The organism is Ruegeria sp. AF1 (genome assembly GCF_056542125.1).
Genome location: NZ_JBQFZG010000001.1, coordinates 225,356 through 242,905 on the forward strand (window position 1 = coordinate 225,356; position 17,550 = coordinate 242,905).

15 protein-coding genes are annotated in these 17,550 nt (G+C 56.7%); 11 read left to right on the top strand and 4 right to left on the bottom strand.

Translation table 11 applies throughout. The features are described from left to right. Positions 1 to 92: 92 nt before the first annotated feature. A complete protein-coding gene (locus ACR0BK_RS01070; RefSeq protein WP_480553412.1) occupies positions 93 to 2,339 on the bottom strand; it encodes a mechanosensitive ion channel family protein in 2,247 nt (748 codons plus the stop codon). Between the two features lie 270 nt (positions 2,340 to 2,609). Further along, positions 2,610 to 3,518, bottom strand: coding sequence for a LysR family transcriptional regulator (locus tag ACR0BK_RS01075; RefSeq protein WP_480553414.1), 909 nt, complete (start codon positions 3,516 to 3,518; stop codon positions 2,610 to 2,612). A 169-nt stretch (positions 3,519 to 3,687) separates the two neighbouring features. Here ACR0BK_RS01075 and ACR0BK_RS01080 point away from each other — a divergent pair, with 169 nt between their 5' ends. The 10 genes from ACR0BK_RS01080 (at position 3,688) to ACR0BK_RS01125 (ending at position 15,102) form a co-directional block, all read left to right on the top strand. Next, positions 3,688 to 7,107, top strand: a complete 3,420-nt coding sequence (locus ACR0BK_RS01080) for an indolepyruvate ferredoxin oxidoreductase family protein (RefSeq protein ID WP_480553416.1) — start codon at positions 3,688 to 3,690, stop codon at positions 7,105 to 7,107. 78 nt (positions 7,108 to 7,185) lie between these two features. Beyond that, the gene (locus tag ACR0BK_RS01085; protein WP_480553418.1) at positions 7,186 to 8,064 is read left to right on the top strand and encodes a lysophospholipid acyltransferase family protein; all 879 of its coding nucleotides are present in this window, start codon (positions 7,186 to 7,188) and stop codon (positions 8,062 to 8,064) included. 8 nt (positions 8,065 to 8,072) lie between these two features. Beyond that, complete coding sequence (locus ACR0BK_RS01090) at positions 8,073 to 8,882, top strand: glutamate racemase (protein WP_480472593.1); 810 nt, start codon at positions 8,073 to 8,075, stop codon at positions 8,880 to 8,882. 94 nt (positions 8,883 to 8,976) lie between these two features. Continuing rightward, a complete protein-coding gene (gene argC, locus ACR0BK_RS01095; protein ID WP_480553420.1) occupies positions 8,977 to 10,005 on the top strand; it encodes an N-acetyl-gamma-glutamyl-phosphate reductase in 1,029 nt (342 codons plus the stop codon). 7 nt (positions 10,006 to 10,012) lie between these two features. Beyond that, entirely contained in the window at positions 10,013 to 10,459 is a 447-nt protein-coding gene (ccmE, locus tag ACR0BK_RS01100; RefSeq protein ID WP_480553422.1) for a cytochrome c maturation protein CcmE, read from the top strand. A gap of 118 nt (positions 10,460 to 10,577) precedes the next feature. Next, on the top strand, positions 10,578 to 11,189 hold the full coding sequence (locus ACR0BK_RS01105) for a holin-associated N-acetylmuramidase (protein ID WP_480553424.1): 612 nt from the start codon (positions 10,578 to 10,580) through the stop codon (positions 11,187 to 11,189). After that, positions 11,180 to 11,758: a holin family protein gene (locus ACR0BK_RS01110; protein ID WP_480553425.1), complete on the top strand. Its 579-nt coding sequence runs from the start codon at positions 11,180 to 11,182 to the stop codon at positions 11,756 to 11,758. Before ACR0BK_RS01105 ends, ACR0BK_RS01110 begins: the two co-directional genes overlap by 10 nt. A 75-nt stretch (positions 11,759 to 11,833) precedes the next feature. Beyond that, entirely contained in the window at positions 11,834 to 13,798 is a 1,965-nt protein-coding gene (locus tag ACR0BK_RS01115) for a heme lyase CcmF/NrfE family subunit (protein ID WP_480472601.1), read from the top strand. Then, the gene (locus tag ACR0BK_RS01120) at positions 13,795 to 14,250 is read left to right on the top strand and encodes a cytochrome c-type biogenesis protein (protein ID WP_480553427.1); all 456 of its coding nucleotides are present in this window, start codon (positions 13,795 to 13,797) and stop codon (positions 14,248 to 14,250) included. Before ACR0BK_RS01115 ends, ACR0BK_RS01120 begins: the two co-directional genes overlap by 4 nt. A 75-nt stretch (positions 14,251 to 14,325) precedes the next feature. Then, positions 14,326 to 15,102 carry an enoyl-CoA hydratase-related protein gene (locus ACR0BK_RS01125; protein ID WP_480553428.1) on the top strand — a complete coding sequence of 259 codons (777 nt, stop codon included), beginning with the start codon at positions 14,326 to 14,328 and terminating at the stop codon, positions 15,100 to 15,102. A 6-nt stretch (positions 15,103 to 15,108) separates the two neighbouring features. Here the strand turns inward: ACR0BK_RS01125 and bmt are convergent, their stop codons facing one another. Beyond that, positions 15,109 to 16,122 (bottom strand): betaine--homocysteine S-methyltransferase, encoded by a 1,014-nt coding sequence (bmt, locus tag ACR0BK_RS01130; RefSeq protein ID WP_480472607.1) that lies wholly within the window; start codon positions 16,120 to 16,122, stop codon positions 15,109 to 15,111. Positions 16,123 to 16,246: 124 nt separating this feature from the next. Continuing rightward, complete coding sequence (locus ACR0BK_RS01135; RefSeq protein WP_480472609.1) at positions 16,247 to 16,567, bottom strand: DUF1476 domain-containing protein; 321 nt, start codon at positions 16,565 to 16,567, stop codon at positions 16,247 to 16,249. 186 nt (positions 16,568 to 16,753) lie between these two features. On the opposite strand from ACR0BK_RS01135, the gene purC reads away from it, so the two are divergent. Continuing rightward, positions 16,754 to 17,509, top strand: a complete 756-nt coding sequence (gene purC, locus ACR0BK_RS01140) for a phosphoribosylaminoimidazolesuccinocarboxamide synthase (protein ID WP_209504015.1) — start codon at positions 16,754 to 16,756, stop codon at positions 17,507 to 17,509. Positions 17,510 to 17,550: the final 41 nt, after the last annotated feature.

The window sequence follows — 17,550 nt, forward strand, 5'->3', positions numbered from 1 at the left end:
GTCTTTCAAAGAAAAACGGAACCGGCATCACGGCCGGTTCCGTTAAACCGCACAGCAGTCCTGCTGCAAATCGCCGACGTAAACCCTGAAGATTACGCCGATCCCTGGTCTTTGTTGACCTCGGCAGCAGCTGCGGCGCCGACAGCAGTCTTCTGTTCGGGCGTCAGATGCTCGACCTCTTCCAGCCCGGGAATTGCAACGCGCACCTCGCGGCGGGCAAAGTCAATGCCGTTGGCCTTGAACTCGGCCTTGACCTTGTTGAAGATCTCCTTGCGCAAGGTGAACTGCTTGCCGGGCTTTGCCATGAATTTACCGCGAATGATCATGCCGACATCGTCGAAGTCGAACACGCCCTGCGATTTGAACGGTTGCAGAAAGCCTTCTTTGTGGGTTTCGTCCTCCATCATCTCGGCCCCGATCTTTTTGAAGATTTTCTTGACCTTGTTGGGATCGGTATCAAAGGGCACGGTGAATTTCAGCTTCATGATCACCCAGTCACGGCTATAATTCGTAAGCTTCTGGATTTCACCATAAGGGATTGTGTGCACAGGCCCCCTGTGATGGCGCAGTTGCATTGAACGGATCGAGATTTTTTCGACCGTTCCTGTGGTTCCGCCCACATCGACATATTCGCCGACGCGGAAGGCATCATCGATCAGGAAGAAAACACCACCGACGATATCCGCCACCAGTTTCTGAGCGCCAAAGCCGATGGCCAGACCCAGAACACCGGCACCGGCCAGAAGCGGTGTGATGTTGATACCCAGCGCACCCAGGGCCAGCAGACCGAAGATAACCGAGATGGTGATCTGGGCCGTAATCCGCATCAGCGGCAGAACCGTCGCCAGACGAGAGCCCCCGGCACCGCCGCCTTCACCGCTTGCTTCCTCGTCGACCGCTTCAGCCGCGGTCTGCTCTTTGGCCAGCCTGCGGTTGATCCATAGTGAGACGACCTCGTTCAGGATGTAGCCGACTGCGATGATCAGAAGGAATTCAATGACAGCACCGCCAACTTCGGCACTGACACCGGCCGAGGCGACATTGCGTAGGTCAAGATGCCAGGTGCGGGCGATCATGAAGACAATGATCAGCCCGGCAATGACCCGCCCAATCCGGATGTAGCTGCGCTTGGCCGCGCGATGAGCGCGTTCGGCCAGCGGGCCTTCGCCAGACATCGGCGGCTGCAAATGGCGTACCAGCCCGCGGATCAACGTGTCGAGAGCAGGGGCAATCAGCAACCAGAACATTGTTGTGAAATGCGCACCACGACCCAACAATCTCAGCGTCGATGGATCGCGTTGCGCGACCAGGAATTCGACCAGCAGCCAGATTGTCACCGAAACGCCAATGGCGAAGTAGGGATAATAATGCGCAACTTCTTCATCGAATTTCGTGTGATCCGGATCTGTTCCCAGCATTATCTGAGACAGCCCTTCGCGCGCGGTCCATGCGATGATAGCGATATAGACATGGGTTGCCGCGTTCAGCCAGAAGCCAATGCGTGTATCGTCGCCTGTCACGCCATTAAGAGCGTTGAAGCGCACAACAAACAGCGTGAACCCGATCAGGATCAACAGCCCGATCAGATTGCGATGCAGATACTTTGCCCAATGATCGTCAATACTCACCAACCGATATTTGGGCTTCTCCGGTGCCAGAACAAAACGTGAGGCCGCAGCCCCCAGGCGCGGGATCCAGATCAGATAGAACACAAACGGACCGGCATAGGTGATCTGTTCGGGTGTCAGAATCCCGCGACCAATCGCGCGAATGACGACATAGAACACGATCAGCCCGGCAATTTCGCGACAGAACCTGCGGAACAGATAACTGACAGCTCCCTTGAGATCAGCCTCCTCCCCAACTTCGGTCGCTTCATGCCAGCGACGGGTCAGGAAAATGAACAGCTTCTCGGCTATTAAACCAGCAATCAACACAGAAAGAATAAGCCCAAACAGGGTAAAGACACCGTTCGTTCCAAACGTGTCGCTGAAATTGCCAAACGCAGTTATCTGTGCTGTGACGATATTTGGAAGCGTGGTCAGAACGTGTGTCCAGGACGACACCATCTCGGCCCATATTTCGCTTATTTCGGTTAGCGGGTCTTCCACGTTCGCCTTCTCGGCAGCCTGTTTTTCGGCAACCGCATCTAGGCGTTCCAAAAGAATTGCGCGCACCTGATCATCTGACATGCGGGCAACAAGACCGTCGACCTGTTCAGGCGTCAAATCGTCTGGAATGGTCACTGTGGATGTTGAGCCGGTGTCTTGCGCATATAGCGGAACCGCCAAAAATAGAGCGGAGACAATCGCCAACACAAGGCGGAATGGGTGGAACATGGATTTTCCCTCGAACACGAAATTGTTTCGTTTTTTTGGGATCATATGCCTATGCGTGTATTTTTCCCAGAGCTTTCGCTGACTTGATGCAACACCTTGAGCAAAAAAAAGGCCGAGCAATAAGCTCGGCCATAGTCCAACAGGGAGGTATGAAGATGATGAGCGTTTCAGCATCACCGTCTTCGAGTGCTCATTTAGGGGTCAGTTTGTGAACGTTCAAGGAAATTAACCCTGAAATGACCTCATGCCCGCTATGCTGTGTGTGCATAGCTATAGTTTCCCCATCTTTTTCAGCTGTTTGCGCTGTGCGATAATCTCGTCCTGCACAAAGTCACGGAACGCCCCGACACGTTTTGAATGTCGAAGTTCTTCGGGATAGGCCAGATACACCGGCACGTCAGCGGTTTCGATATCTGACAGAACCGGCACAAGATGCGGGAAATCCTGTGTGACGTAATCTGGCAGAACCCCAATCCCGAGATTGTGCAACACACCCTGAAGAACGCCAAAGTAGTTGTTCACCGTCAACAGCGAAGCAGGATTGTAGGTCATAAGATGGCGTACCATGGCCGCGCTGGCGCCTACTTGGGGTGCCGCGGGTGTCTGACAGATCAGCCGGTGATTTTGGATATCCTCCAGCGATTTCAGCATTCCACCATGGGATTCGATATAGTTTTGCGTAGCGTAAAGCGCCATCTGAACCGTCATCAGTCGTTTGCGCACCAGATCTGCCTGACTGGGTTCCTTCATGCGAATGGCGACATCCGCTTCTCGCATGGGGAGGTCCAGAACACGTTCTTCCAGCATCAGGTCGATGTTGAGATCAGGGAATTGTTCATAAAGCTTGGGCAGGCGCGGGGCGAGCCAAAGTGTGCCAAATCCAAAGGTCGTCGTGACCCGAAGAACGCCAAAAACCTCTTCCTCACTGTCGCGAATGCGCGCGGCTGCTGCGTCCAGCCGTTTTGACATGGCGGATGTGGCGTCGAACAACAGTTCACCCTGCTCGGTGAGAATCAACCCCCGGGCGTGACGGTGAAAAAGGGTGGCATCCAATGACTCTTCCAGCGCGCGGATCTGTCTGCTCACGGCGGATTGAGACAAATTGAGCTTGTCCCCGGCATGTGTGAGGCTGCCCGCATCGGCCACCGCGTGAAATATTCTAAGCTTGTCCCAATCCATCGCCGCAACTTTCGTTATCTTTTCGAACGCCTATATGAAACAGGTAACAAGTTCTACAATCAAAGGCCGAAATCGTTACGGTTCAGTGCATAAAACCTATACAGGTCAGAAATTATGACCTAAAATGCGCTGAGTACATGCACACTGATCTGGCGAGGGGAGACGTCTGATGAGTCAGCCACAGATTACGTTAAACGACCGGTTCGATCTTGAGAAAAGCCCCGTTCTTCTGAACGGAACACAGGCGCTTGTCCGGTTGATGCTGATGCAAAAGGCCAGAGACCGGCAGGCGGGACTGAACACTGCGGGGCTGGTGACTGGATATCGTGGCTCGCCACTGGGCGCTGTTGATCAGCAGATGATGCGGGCGCAAAAGCCGTTGTCCGAAAGCGATGTTACGTTTCAGTTTGGATTGAACGAAGATCTGGCGGCAACAGCGCTGTGGGGCAGCCAACAGGCCGGCTTGCGCGGCGACGGTAAGTTCGATGGGGTTTTCGGTCTTTGGTACGGCAAGGGGCCGGGCGTAGATCGGTCCGGTGACGTCATGCGCCACGCGAATATGGCCGGTACCGCCAAGCATGGCGGTGTGCTTATGGCGATGGGTGATGACCATACTGGCGAAAGCTCGACCGTGTTGCATCAGTCCGAATGGTCACTGGTGGATATGTATATGCCTGTCGTCAGCCCGGCGGGCGTGCAGGAAATCCTCGACTACGGAATTTACGGCTATGCCCTCAGCCGTTTTGCCGGGGTTTGGGTTGGGCTAAAGACCATGAAGGACACAATCGAGGTTACTTCGGTTGTGGATGGTCGCCCCGACCGAATGCAGGTTGTCGTACCTGATTTCGATATGCCGGAAGGCGGTTTGAATATCCGCCTTGGGGACACGCCGCACCTGCAAGAAACGCGCGTCATCGATTACAAGAGGTTTGCAGCCGAGACGTTTTCACATGCCAACAAGCTGGACAAGCGGATATGGGGCAAACCGGGTGCAAAGATCGGGTTTGTTGCGGCCGGTAAGAACTGGCTGGACCTGACCCATGCGCTCTCGCTTTTGAACATCGACGAGTCCGAAGCCGAGCGGCTGGGGATCACGACCTACAAGGTGGGACAAACCTTCCCGCTGGACATGGTCGGGTTCCACGACTGGGCCGAAGGACTGGACCTGATCGTGATCGTCGAGGAAAAGCGCAAGCTGATCGAAGTTCAGGTCAAAGAAGCTATCTTTGACGACCGTCGCGGCCGCCGGGTTTATGGGTGGTACAAGGGCGGCGCCGGTACGTTGCATCGCGATGAACTGTTCCCGACCCGCGGCGCGCTGGACCCGATCATGATTGCCGAAAAGCTGGGTGAGATCCTGATCGAAGAAGGGCGCGAAACCGATGGTATTCGTGCGGGTCTGGCCTCATTATCCGAAGCACGCCGGGCTGACAACGCACAGGAAATTGCAACGCGGCTTCCGTATTTCTGCTCGGGTTGCCCGCATAACAGTTCGACCAAAGTCCCCGATGGCAGCCGTGCCTATGCAGGGATCGGTTGTCATTACATGGTTCAGTGGATGGACCGGAACACCACCGGCTTTACCCAGATGGGCGGTGAAGGCGCGAACTGGATCGGTGAGGCACCGTTTTCGACCACCAAACACGTGTTCCAGAACCTTGGCGATGGCACCTATAACCACTCGGGCGTTCAGGCGATCCGCGCGGCGTTGTCAGCGGGCACGAACATCACCTTCAAGATCCTGTTCAACGATGCCGTCGCCATGACGGGCGGGCAGGAGAATGAAGGCGATCTGACCGCAGAACGGATCGTTGCCGAGGTCAAGGCCATGGGTGTCTGTGAGGTTGCTCTGGTCTATGACGAAAAGGAAGACGTGAACTTCAAGGCTTTGCCGTCGAGTGTTCAGACGTTCGAGCGTGCGGAACTGATGCAGGTGCAGGAGAAATTTCGCGAGATCGAGGGCGTCTCGGTCATCGTTTATGTTCAGACCTGTGCGGCCGAAAAACGCCGTCGCCGCAAACGCGGCACGTTCCCGGACCCGGACAAGCGTGTGTTTATCAATACCGATGTGTGCGAAGGCTGCGGCGATTGCGGGGTGCAGTCGAACTGTGTGTCGATTGTGCCCAAGGAAACAGAACTTGGGCGTAAGCGCGCCATCGATCAGTCAAGCTGCAACAAGGACTATTCCTGCCTGAACGGCTTTTGCCCATCCTTTGTCACGCTTGAGGGGGCGAAGATCCGTAAAGAGGCAACGACCGAAATCGACTTGCCGGACCTGCCGATGCCGGTGTTGCCCAAGATCAGCGGCACCCATAACGTGGTGATCACGGGTGTCGGGGGAACCGGTGTTGTCACGCTGGGCGCGATTCTTGCGCAGGCTGCCCAGATTGACGGCAAGGGCGCGGGCATGATGGAAATGGCGGGCTTGGCGCAGAAGGGCGGCGCGGTTCACATCCATTGCCGTCTGGCCAACGCACCCGAAGACATCAGCGCCATCCGTGTCGCAACCGGCGAAGCCCATGCGCTGATCGGCGGTGATCTGGTGGTGTCCGCTGGAGCCAAAACTTTGGGCCTGACGCGCACAGGCCGTACAGGCGCCGTTGTGAACAGCCATGAGACAGTAACAGGCGACTTTACGCGCAATACCGAGTTCCGCATTCCTGCCGATCAGCTGGAACTGGCCCTCCAGGCACGGTTAAAAGAAGGTGTCTCGCTGTTTGACGCGACCGAGTTGGCACGCGCCGTGATGGGCGACTCGATCTATTCCAACATGATGATCTTTGGCGCGGCGTGGCAGCGGGGGTTGTTGCCCGTCCGCCATCAGGCGATCTTTGATGCCATCGAATTGAACGGAACTACGATTGAACGGAACAAGCGTGCGTTCGATATCGGGCGTTGGGCGGTTCTGCATCCCGCTGAAGTGCAGTCCATTCTGTCCCCGACCGTGACCGAGATGCCCAGATCGCTGGATCAGAAGATCGAATTCCGCGCAAGCCATCTGACCGATTACCAAAGTGCGCGGCTGGCCAAACGGTATCGCAAGCTGGTCGACAGTGTTGAGGATGCGGATATCCGCGAGGCGGTGGCAAAAGGCTATCACAAGCTTTTGTCCTACAAGGATGAATACGAAGTCGCGCGCCTTCTTCTGACAAGCCGTGACAAAGCGGCTGCCGAGTTCGATGGCGATTTCAAGATGACGTTCCATCTGGCCCCACCCTTTTTGGGGGGATCGGGCAACAACGGCAGACCCCGCAAACGTGCGTTTGGCGAAGCCATCCTTGGCGCACTGAAGCTTTTGACCCGGTTGAAGACACTGCGCGGTACGCCACTGGATATCTTCGGCTATTCGTCGGAACGCAGGATGGAACGTGCGTTGATCCGTCAATATGAAAAGGACATGCGCGAGGTTCTGCCGCTTGTATCGCAGACAACACGCGATGCGATTGCCGCCCTGGCTCGTTTGCCGCTGGATATCCGTGGGTTTGGCCCCGTATTGCGCGAGAACGAGGCCAAAGCAGCCAAACGGCGCGAGGAGTTGCTGACCGTCATTCGCGGCGGAGGGACAGGGTTGCAGGCTGCGGCGGAATAAAACGTCACAAGCGTGTCACGATAGCTAGGCAAAATCGTTACTTGCACTTATTTTGCAGGCAGCAAACCGGAGACCCATATGCCTTCCCGTCGTCATGCCGTTCGCGACATTTCCTATGCGCATTCCGCCGAAACCAAAGGTGGGCGGATGGTCATCAAGCTGATGGAGAACACGACGGGCCGTATGCGCCTGATCAAACGCGCGGACGGGTACGAGAAAGACGTTGCCAATGGGCGCGACTTTTGGGCTGTGATGGTCGAACGCTATGGGCTTACACTGGACGTGGCGGGGGGATCGCTTTCGAATATCCCGAAAGACGGTCCTCTGATCCTGATTGCCAATCATCCCTACGGAATTCTGGATGGCCTGATGATGGGACATATCCTGTCCGAGACGCGGGGTGATTTCCGCATTCTGGCCCATCGGGTGTTTCGCAAGGCCGAAGACCTGAATCGCATCATTCTGCCAATTTCGTTTGATGAAACGAAAGAGGCGATGCAGCTGAACCTTGAGACCCGCAAAACCGCACTCACATATCTGGGCGAAGGCGGGGCGATCGGCATTTTTCCCGGCGGGACGGTCAGCACCGGGGTTAAGCCGTTTTCCCACCCCATGGATCCGGGTTGGCGCGGGTTTACCGCGCGGATGGTGGCGAAATCTAATGCCACAGTTGTTCCGGTTTTCTTTGATGGCCACACGTCTCGTCTGTTTCAGATCGCCAGCCATCTGCACAGTACTTTGCGGATGGGCCTGCTGATCAAAGAGTTCAAGAAACGCGTTGATACACCGGTGAAGGCCGTAGTCGGAGAGCCGATCAGGCGCGACATTCTGGACCCGCTCAGCAAGGATACGCGCAAGATGATGGATTTCCTGCGCAAAGCCACGTATGAGCTGTCTCCAACGCCGTTGAAGTCCTATGATTACGGCTATGAGTTTGAGGAACGGCATCGCGCCTGAATGATCTAATGGCAGTAGGTATCTTTGATTCCGGTTTGGGCGGTCTGACCGTCCTGAGTGCCGCACAGCAACGTCTGCCGGACGTTGATTTCCTGTATTTTGCAGACAGTGCACACGCGCCATACGGTGTGCGTGATGCCGAGGATATCTATCAGCTGACCCGCAAGGCGGTTCAGGATCTGTGGTCGCGTGGCTGCAATCTGGTGATTCTGGCCTGCAACACCGCCAGCGCCGCAGCGTTGCGGCGGATGCAGGAAGAAGGCGTGCCCAGCGGCAAACGCGTTCTTGGCGTTTTTGTCCCGTTGATCGAAGCACTGACCGAACGGCAATGGGGCGACAATTCCCCGCCGCGCGAAGTGGCCGTCAAACATGTGGCGTTGTTTGCAACGCCTGCCACCGTGTCCAGCAGGGCCTTTCAGCGGGAACTGGCATTTCGGGCCATCGGAGTAGATGTCGAGGCACAGGCCTGTGGCGGCGTTGTGGATGCCATAGAAGACGGTGACATGATCCTGGCCGAAGCCTTGGTGCGCAGCCATGTGGATGCGCTGAAACGCAAAATGCCAGAACCTCAGGCTGCTATTCTGGGCTGCACGCATTACCCGTTGATGGCCGAAGCATTCCAGGCGGCGTTGGGTGATGATGTGCAGGTTTACAGCCAGGGTGCGCTTGTTGCTGACAGTCTGGCAGATTACCTGCAACGTCACCCCAACATGTTGGGCGAGGGCCCGAGTGGTTTTCTGACAACTGGCAAACCCAATGTAGTCAGCGACCGGGCGACGCAGTTCCTCCGACGACAAATCACGTTCCAGGCTGCCTGACTTAGGTCAAGGACGCAGCCACTTTGCTTCCCTTATTTCAAGGCCGTCACATCGGCGGTCGAAACATGTGACACTCAAGTGAAAGAGGTCTGACATGACCCATAAAATCGCAATTCTGGGCGCTTCGGGCTATACCGGCGCTGAACTGGTGCGGCTGATCGCCGAGCACCCGAACATGGATATCGTCGCGCTGGCCGCCGAACGTAAGGCTGGCATGACCATGGCGCAGGTTTTCCCGCATCTGCGCCACATGGATCTGCCTGATCTGTGCAAAATCTCCGAGATCGACTTTTCGCAGGTTGACCTGTGTTTTTGCGCTTTGCCGCACAAAACCAGTCAGGAAGTGATCCGGGACTTGCCGAAAGATCTGAAAATCATTGACCTGTCTGCCGACTTCCGGCTGGCCGACCCTGACGAGTACGAAAAATGGTACGGCAATCCGCATACCGCGCTAAAACAGCAGGAAGAGGCGATCTATGGTCTGACCGAGTTCTACCGCGAAGACATCAAGGGGGCACGGCTTGTTGCGGGCACCGGGTGCAATGCGGCGACCGGGCAATATGTTCTGCGGCCGCTGATATCTGCCGGGGTCATTGATCTGGACGATATCGTTCTGGACCTGAAATGCGCCGTGTCAGGGGCAGGGCGGTCATTGAAGGAAAACCTGCTGCACGCTGAACTGAGCGAAGGCAGCAACGCCTATTCCGTTGGAGGGACGCACAGACATCTTGGCGAGTTTGATCAGGAGTTTTCGAAACTTGCCGGTCGGGCTGTGCATGTGCAGTTCACGCCCCACCTTATCCCTGCAAACAGGGGTATTCTGGCCACAACCTATGTGAAGGGCGACCCGCACAGCATCTACGAAACGCTTGCCAAAGCCTACGCGGACGAGCCGTTCATCCAGATGCTGCCGATAGGTGAGACTCCTTCAACCCACCATGTGCGGGGGTCGAATTTCTGTCATATCGGTGTTGTGGCGGATAGGATTGAGCGGCGCTCAATTGTGATTGCGGCGCTGGATAACCTGACAAAAGGTAGCAGTGGGCAAGCCTTGCAGAACGCGAACCTGATGTTAGGTGAAGATGAAACTCTGGGCCTGATGATGGCCCCGCTTTTCCCGTGAGGATGGTATGAAAACGCTCAAGAAACGTCGGCGCGTACAAGTCATTCTGGTGGCAGTTGTTGCCTTGGTGACGGCAACAGCGTTGATTGGCTGGGCATTGCAGGACGGGATCAACTTTTTCCGCTCACCCAGTGAGGTGATTGCTGAGCCGCCGAAACCAACCGAAGTGTTCCGGATTGGCGGCTTGGTCGAAGAAGGCTCGATCATTCGCGGACAGGGCGAAACCATTCGTTTTGTTGTAACGGATGGTGGCGAAAGCGTTCCGGTCTCGTTCACAGGTGTTCTGCCTGATCTATTCTCGGAAAATCAGGGAATGATCGGCACGGGCAGTTACGTGAACGGGGTCTTTGAAGCGACTGAAATTCTTGCCAAACATGATGAAACCTACATGCCGAAAGAGGTCATGGACGCTCTGAAAGAGCAAGGTGTCTATAAAGGCGCGGAAGAAAGCTGATAAACTCTCTGAACCTGCTTCGGAGCGTTGCGTGCATGGTGCATGCAGCGCTCCGTTTCGTTTTGAATCGTTAATGTCTGTCGGAAACGGTGTGGCCACCTAACGTTACGAGGGTGGTATGCAGACGGTACGCCAAATTGCCAAAGAGATTGTGGCCCGTGAAGGGGGCTTTGTTTATGACCCCGACGATCCGGGCGGAGCAACCAAGTTCGGGGTCACGATTCACACCCTGCGCAGGCTGGGCTTGGATCTGACCGGCGACGGCCGGATTGACGAGGCGGATGTGCGCGCTTTGTCCCCTCGGCAAGCGGTCGACATCTTTGTGCAGCATTATTTCGACAAGCCGCGCATTGGTGAGCTGCCCGAAACCCTGCATGCCTCTGTTTTCGACATGTATGTGAATGCCGGTGCGCAGGCGGTGAAGATTCTTCAGCGGCTGCTAAAGGAAATGGGGTTTAACGTCACTGCCGATGGCATAATCGGCCCGCAAACCGTGGCGGCCTGCGAAAGCGCGGCGCAGCCAGAGCCCGGCGTCTTGCGCGACGCTTACGGGATTGCGCGGCGAAATTACTATTTTCGCCTTGCTGATCGGCGGCCTGCATCCAGAAAATACGCGCGTAGCCGATCAGGCGGCAAAGGCGGCTGGATAATACGGGCCGAAGAGTTTCTTTCGCCGCGTTATCACCTTTCGGACAGCGATTTTAACAAAAGGATCGCGGCATGGGGCTGATTTCAGGTGTGCTGGCGCTGCTGTTTGGAAACGGCCGCAACGTCTTGCAGGAAACCGCAGAACTCTATCGTGAAAACACAGAAGCAAGCGCGGTGCGCGCAAATGAGGTTCAAACTCAGGCCATGTTACAGTTTGGTTCCGAATTTCAGGCGCCTCAGAAGGGGCTGTTTGACCGTGTCATGGACGGCGTGAACAGGTTGCCGCGCCCGGCGCTGGCATTGGGAACGCTTGGCTTATTCGTTGCCGCCATGGTCGACCCAATATGGTTTGCCGCACGGATGCAGGGCATAGCCTTGGTACCAGAGCCGCTCTGGTGGTTGCTGGGCGTGATCGTGTCGTTTTACTTTGGCGCGCGTCACCAGAGTAAAATTCAGGATTTTCAGCGGGATATCCGCTCAACCATGACGCAACTGCCAACGGTCTTGAGCAATATCGAGGCCTTGCGCACCATGCAGAGCGACAGCCCCGGTGCTGCCGATCCCGGTCCGGATGCTGTGCTGAACAGCGATGTCATACGTCCCGAAGAAAATCAGGCTCTGAACGATTGGCGAAAGCTTCGCGGTATCTGACCCGCGACACTTTGTGCGTGCAGATCAAGCTAAAGGTCATGGCCCCCGGTTCCGCACCGGCGTATATTCCGGGGCATGATTACAGAACTTGGCCACTTCACCCTGATCCTCGCGTTCTTTGTCGCCATTGTGCAAAGCGTTGTTCCACTTATCGGCGCCTCAAAACGCTGGACCGGCTGGATGGCCTTTGCAGAGCCCGCCGCGATCGTCCAGTTCCTGCTGACGGCGTTTGCATTTGGTGCTTTGATCTGGGCGTTTGTAACGTCTGACTTTTCCCTCAGGATTGTGGTCGAGAACAGCCACACGGCTAAGCCGATGCTGTACAAGATCAGCGGAACATGGGGCAACCACGAAGGATCCATGCTGCTGTGGGTGCTGATCGTCACCCTGTTTGGAGCGATGGCGGCTTTCTTTGGTGGCGGCTTGCCACCGACACTCAAGGCCCGTGTTCTGGCCGTTCAGTCGGCCATTGCCGTGGCGTTTTTCGGTTTCATCCTGTTCACGTCGAACCCGTTTGACAGGCTTGCCATCGCTCCGTTTGACGGGCGTGACCTGAACCCACTGCTGCAAGATCCTGGGCTGGCCTTCCACCCGCCGTTTTTGTACCTCGGCTATGTCGGGCTGAGCATGGCATTCAGCTTTGCGATTGCTGCCCTGATCGAAGGGCGTATCGATGCAGCATGGGGCCGGTGGGTGCGCCCCTGGACGCTGGCGGCATGGGTTTTCCTGACTATCGGAATCGCGTTGGGATCCTGGTGGGCTTATTACGAACTGGGCTGGGGCGGTTTCTGGTTCTGGGACCCGGTGGAAAACGCATCCTTCATGCCCTGGCTGCTAGCGGCGGCGCTGTTGCACTCGGCAATTGTCGTGGAAAAGCGCGAAGCGTTGAAAAGCTGGACCATTCTGCTGGCAATTATTGCGTTTGGATTTTCCCTGATCGGCACGTTTATCGTGCGTTCAGGTCTGCTGACCTCGGTACATGCTTTTGCCAATGATCCTGAACGCGGTGTGTTCATCCTGATCATTCTGGTCTTCTTCATCGGTGGCGCGCTTACCTTGTTTGCCGCGCGGGCGCAGGCGATGGAGGCCAAGGGCGTTTTTGGCATGGTCAGCCGCGAAAGCGCGCTGATCGTGAACAATGTCCTTCTTGCGGTCAGTTGTTTCGTTGTCTTTGTCGGGACGATGTGGCCGATGGTGGCCGAGATGATGTTCGACCGCAAACTCTCGGTCGGGGCGCCGTTTTTCAACGCGGCCTTTTCACCGTTCATGGTTTTGCTGGGTCTGATCCTGCCGATCGGGGCCATGCTGCCGTGGAAACGCGGTCGGTTGGGCAAAACGGCCTGGTCCCTGCGCTATGCCTTTGGTCTGGCGCTGGCGATTGCGTTGTTGGTTTGGGCAATGCAGACCGGTCGCAGCGCGCTAGGGCCCGTAGGCCTGTTTCTGGGGGCATGGATCACTTTCGGTGCCGCCATTGATTTGTGGAGCCGGACAGGCCGCAATGGCAGCTTCAAACGTCTGATCCGACTTCCGGGCGCCGATTGGGGTAAGGCAGTTGCCCATACCGGCCTTGGCGTGACGATCTTTGCGATTGCCGGTCTGACCGCGTGGGAGGCAGAAGATATCCGTGTGGCGCAGCTGAACCAGCCGTTCGAAGTGGGTCAGTTTACACTGACGTTGCAGGACGTGCGACGGGTACAGGGGCCGAACTATTTTTCAACCACGGCTGATGTTTTGGTGGAAAAGGGCGGTCGCGCCATCGGAACGCTGCATCCCGAGAAACGGGATTATCCCGTCGCACGCATGCCGACGACCGAGGCCGCGATTGACTATCGTTTTCTTGGTGACCTTTACGTCGTCATCGGGGATCAGCAGGCAGACGGTGGCTGGGTCATGAGAACCTATATCAAACCGCTGGCGAACTGGATCTGGGGTGGATGTATCCTGATGGCGCTCGGCGGTGTCCTCAGCCTGAGCGACAGGCGCTTCCGCGTCGCCGCAGGCGCGCGTAAATCCCCCGCTGGCGGAGTACCCGCAGAATGAAGCGCCTTGTTCTGATCCTGCTGCTGCTTTCAGCACCCGTGTTCGCGGTACAACCTGATGAAGTTCTGGACGACCCGGTTCTGGAGCAGCGGGCGCGCGACCTGAGTGTTGGATTGCGGTGCCTGGTGTGTCGCAATGAAAGCATTGACGAAAGCAACGCCGATCTGGCGCGCGATCTGCGTCTGCTTTTGCGCGAACGTTTGGTTGCGGGTGACAGCGACGAAGAGGCCATCTCGTTTATCGTTGACCGCTACGGCGAATATGTCCTGCTCAAGCCCACCACCAGTGGTTCGAACCTGCTGTTGTGGCTTGCCGGGCCGATCATGCTGCTGATCGCTGCCGCAGTCGGGCTGAACTTTCTTCGCACACGCGCCAGGGCGCAGGTTTCGGGTGAAACCGAAGCTCTAAGTGCGGAAGAACAAGAACGCCTTCGCCAAATTCTTGAAGACTGACGTTTGGTTCTGCTTTTCCCATCCTGCCCGGACAAGTAAGTGTGCTGAAACACGTGGCGCGAGGGAAAGGTTTTCATGAATTACGAAACGGTTCTATTGGACATATCGGACGGTCTGGCGGTTCTGACCCTGAACAGACCGGACAAGATGAACGCGCTGACCACTCGGATGCGGGCAGAGATTACCCACGCGATGAAAGACGCCGCGGTTAAAGCGCGCTGTATCGTTATCACCGGCGCGGGGCCGGCGTTTTGTTCCGGGCAGGATCTGGGGGATGCATCATCGACCGGCAAGATCGATCTGGAACGATCATTGCGCGACGAGTACGAGCCGATGCTGGAAGCCATCCACAGCTGTCCTGTTCCGACGATCGCGGCTGTAAACGGACCTGCTGCGGGGGCAGGGGCCAACCTTGCGCTGTGTGCGGACGTGGTTATTGCAACGGAGAGTGCGTATTTCCTGCAGGCTTTTGCACGTATCGGCTTGCTGCCCGATGCCGGGGGCACCTGGTTCATGCCGCGTCAGATGGGCTTGGCCAAAGCAATGGGGGCCGCCTTGTTTGCTGACAAGATCAGCGCCCGGCAGGCCGAAGAATGGGGCATGATCTGGGAAGCTGTCCCCGATGATACGTTTGCCGCACATTGGCACAAAAGGGCAGAATATCTGGCCAAAGGTCCAACCGCCGCCTATGGCGCGATCAAGCGTGCCATCCGCGGGACCTACGAAAACACATTGCAGCAGCAGCTTGCAACCGAGGCGCATCTTCAAGGTGAATGTGGCCGGTCGCGGGATTTTGCAGAAGGTGTGGTGGCGTTCATGGAAAAACGCCCTCCGAAATTCGAAGGGCGTTGATAAGCGTTAGGCGCGGCGACGGCGACGCGTGCGGCGTTCGGGGCCTGCGTCGTCCTCGGTTCCGTCCGAAGCCGACGAAAACGGCCCCAGTGCCTCGGTGATCTGATCCAGTGTTGGGCGCTCGCCGCGCGAAGTGGTATCCAGCGCTTCGCGCATTTTGCGCAGATGATCAGGCATGGTCCCGCAGCACCCGCCGATGATTGTTGCGCCCGAATCCCGTGCCATGGCAGCATACCGACCCATCAGTTCGGGTGTCCCGTCATAATGGATATGGCCATCCACGTATTTCGGAATACCCGCATTGCCCTTTGAGATCAGCGGACGCTCGGTGCCTTGCGCTGCAAAACCCAGAACCGTGCGCAGGATATCCGACGCGCCGGTACCACAATTGGCCCCAAAAGCGATCGGTGGGTTTGGCAAGGTTTCGACCAAAAGCGCAAGATCGGCCGAGGTGACACCCATCATCGTGCGCCCGGCCGTGTCAAAGCTCATCGTGCCGCACCAGGGCATGTCGGCCAGCGCAAAGGCCTCGGCTGCCGCGCGGAATTCCTCTGGCGCGCTGATGGTTTCCACCCAAAGAACGTCAACTCCGCCCGCTTTCAAAGCCTCGGCCTGTTCATGGAACATTTCAACCGCGTCGGAATGCGATAGGCTGCCGACCGGTTCCATAATCTCGCCGGTGGGTCCAACCGATCCGGCCACGACAATAGGGCGCCCGGCTTTGTCCGCGATTTCACGTCCAAGTTCTGCGCCGATACGGTTCAGCTCGCCCACGCGGTTCTGCGCATCATGCAGTTTCAGACGCGCCGCAGTGCCTCCAAACGTGTTGGTCAGAAACAGGTCGCTGCCCGCGTCGACGGAACCCTGATACAGCGCCCTGATCTTGTCCGGAGCATCCACATTCCACAGCTCAGGCGCGTCACCTGATTGCAGACCCATGTTAAATAAATTGGTCCCCGTTGCACCGTCCGCAAGGATGGCGTCTTTGGTGTCCAGAAGTTTGCTCAGCGCGTTTGTCATAGGGTTATTCCAGAAAAAGCGTATAAACGCTGCAAAAAAACAGAGACGCCCCGTGTCTCATGACCAGGGCGTCAAATCAATTTCATAAAACTCATGAAGATCATGAATTTTGCATTTCAGGCAATCAGTGCTCGCCTTCCACCATCACCTGTTCTTTGGCTTCAACCAGAAGCTCGGCCATTTTCGAACGGATCGTGGCTTCATCCGCAAGATCACCCAAGTAGGCTTTGACCGCCTCGACAACATCGTCTTCGCCGACATGCTGTAGGTCGGTATGAACCAGTTCCTGGCCGTATTTCCGTGCCTGTTCAACAGTTTCGCCCTTCAGCGCAGACGCCCAGACAGCCATAAAGCGGTTGCGGCGCATCCGAGCGATGAACTGCATCTTTTCGTCATGGGCGAATTTGCTTTCAAACGCGGCTTCACGTTCGTCGAATGTGGTCATTGGTTGGGGACCCCTTGGATTACCGTTTCTCACTGATGATATGACAATAGGACACTCTGGGTGCAAGGTATTTGCGCTGCGTCAAAGGCCCTCGGGGCAGCGAACTTGCGGGAACGCAGGGCTTGCACTATGAGGACGCCAACGTGAAGGGACTCATTCCCTTTCGCCAGTCTGGAAAGGTCGCTTATGGCGCGTCGCAAGAAAATCTACGAAGGCAAGGCCAAAATTCTGTATGAAGGCCCCGAACCGGGCACCATCGTACAGTATTTCAAGGATGACGCCACCGCGTTCAATGCCGAGAAGAAAGACGTGATTGACGGCAAAGGCGTGCTGAACAACCGTTTGTCCGAGTTCTTCATGACCGGGCTGACCCAGATTGGTATTCCGAACCACTTCATCCGGCGCCTGAATATGCGCGAACAGCTGGTGCGCAACTGCGAGATCATTCCACTGGAAGTGATCGTGCGCAATTACGCGGCCGGTTCGATGTCGAAACGTCTTGGCATCGCAGAAGGGACGCAATTGCCACGTCCGATCGTTGAATATTGCTTCAAGGATGATGCTTTGGGCGATCCTCTTGTCACCGAGGAACATATTGCCGCGTTTGGCTGGGCCAGCCAGCAGGACATGGACGACATCCTCAGCCTCGCGCTGCGCGTGAACGATTTCCTGAGCGGCGTGATGCTGGCGGTGGGTATTCGTCTGGTTGACTTCAAGATCGAAATCGGGCGCGTGTTTGAAGGCGACTATCAGCGGCTGGTCGTTGCGGATGAAATCAGCCCGGACAGCTGCCGCCTGTGGGATATCAAGACCGGTCAGAAACTGGACAAGGATGTATTCCGCCGCGATCTGGGCAGTCTGACAGATGCCTATTCCGAGGTCGCCCGAAGACTGGGTGTGCTGCCTGCCAGCAACGTCACCAAGCCGACGCTGATCAACTAAATACCACGCCTTAGAAACGCCGCCCCCTCAGGGCGGCGTTT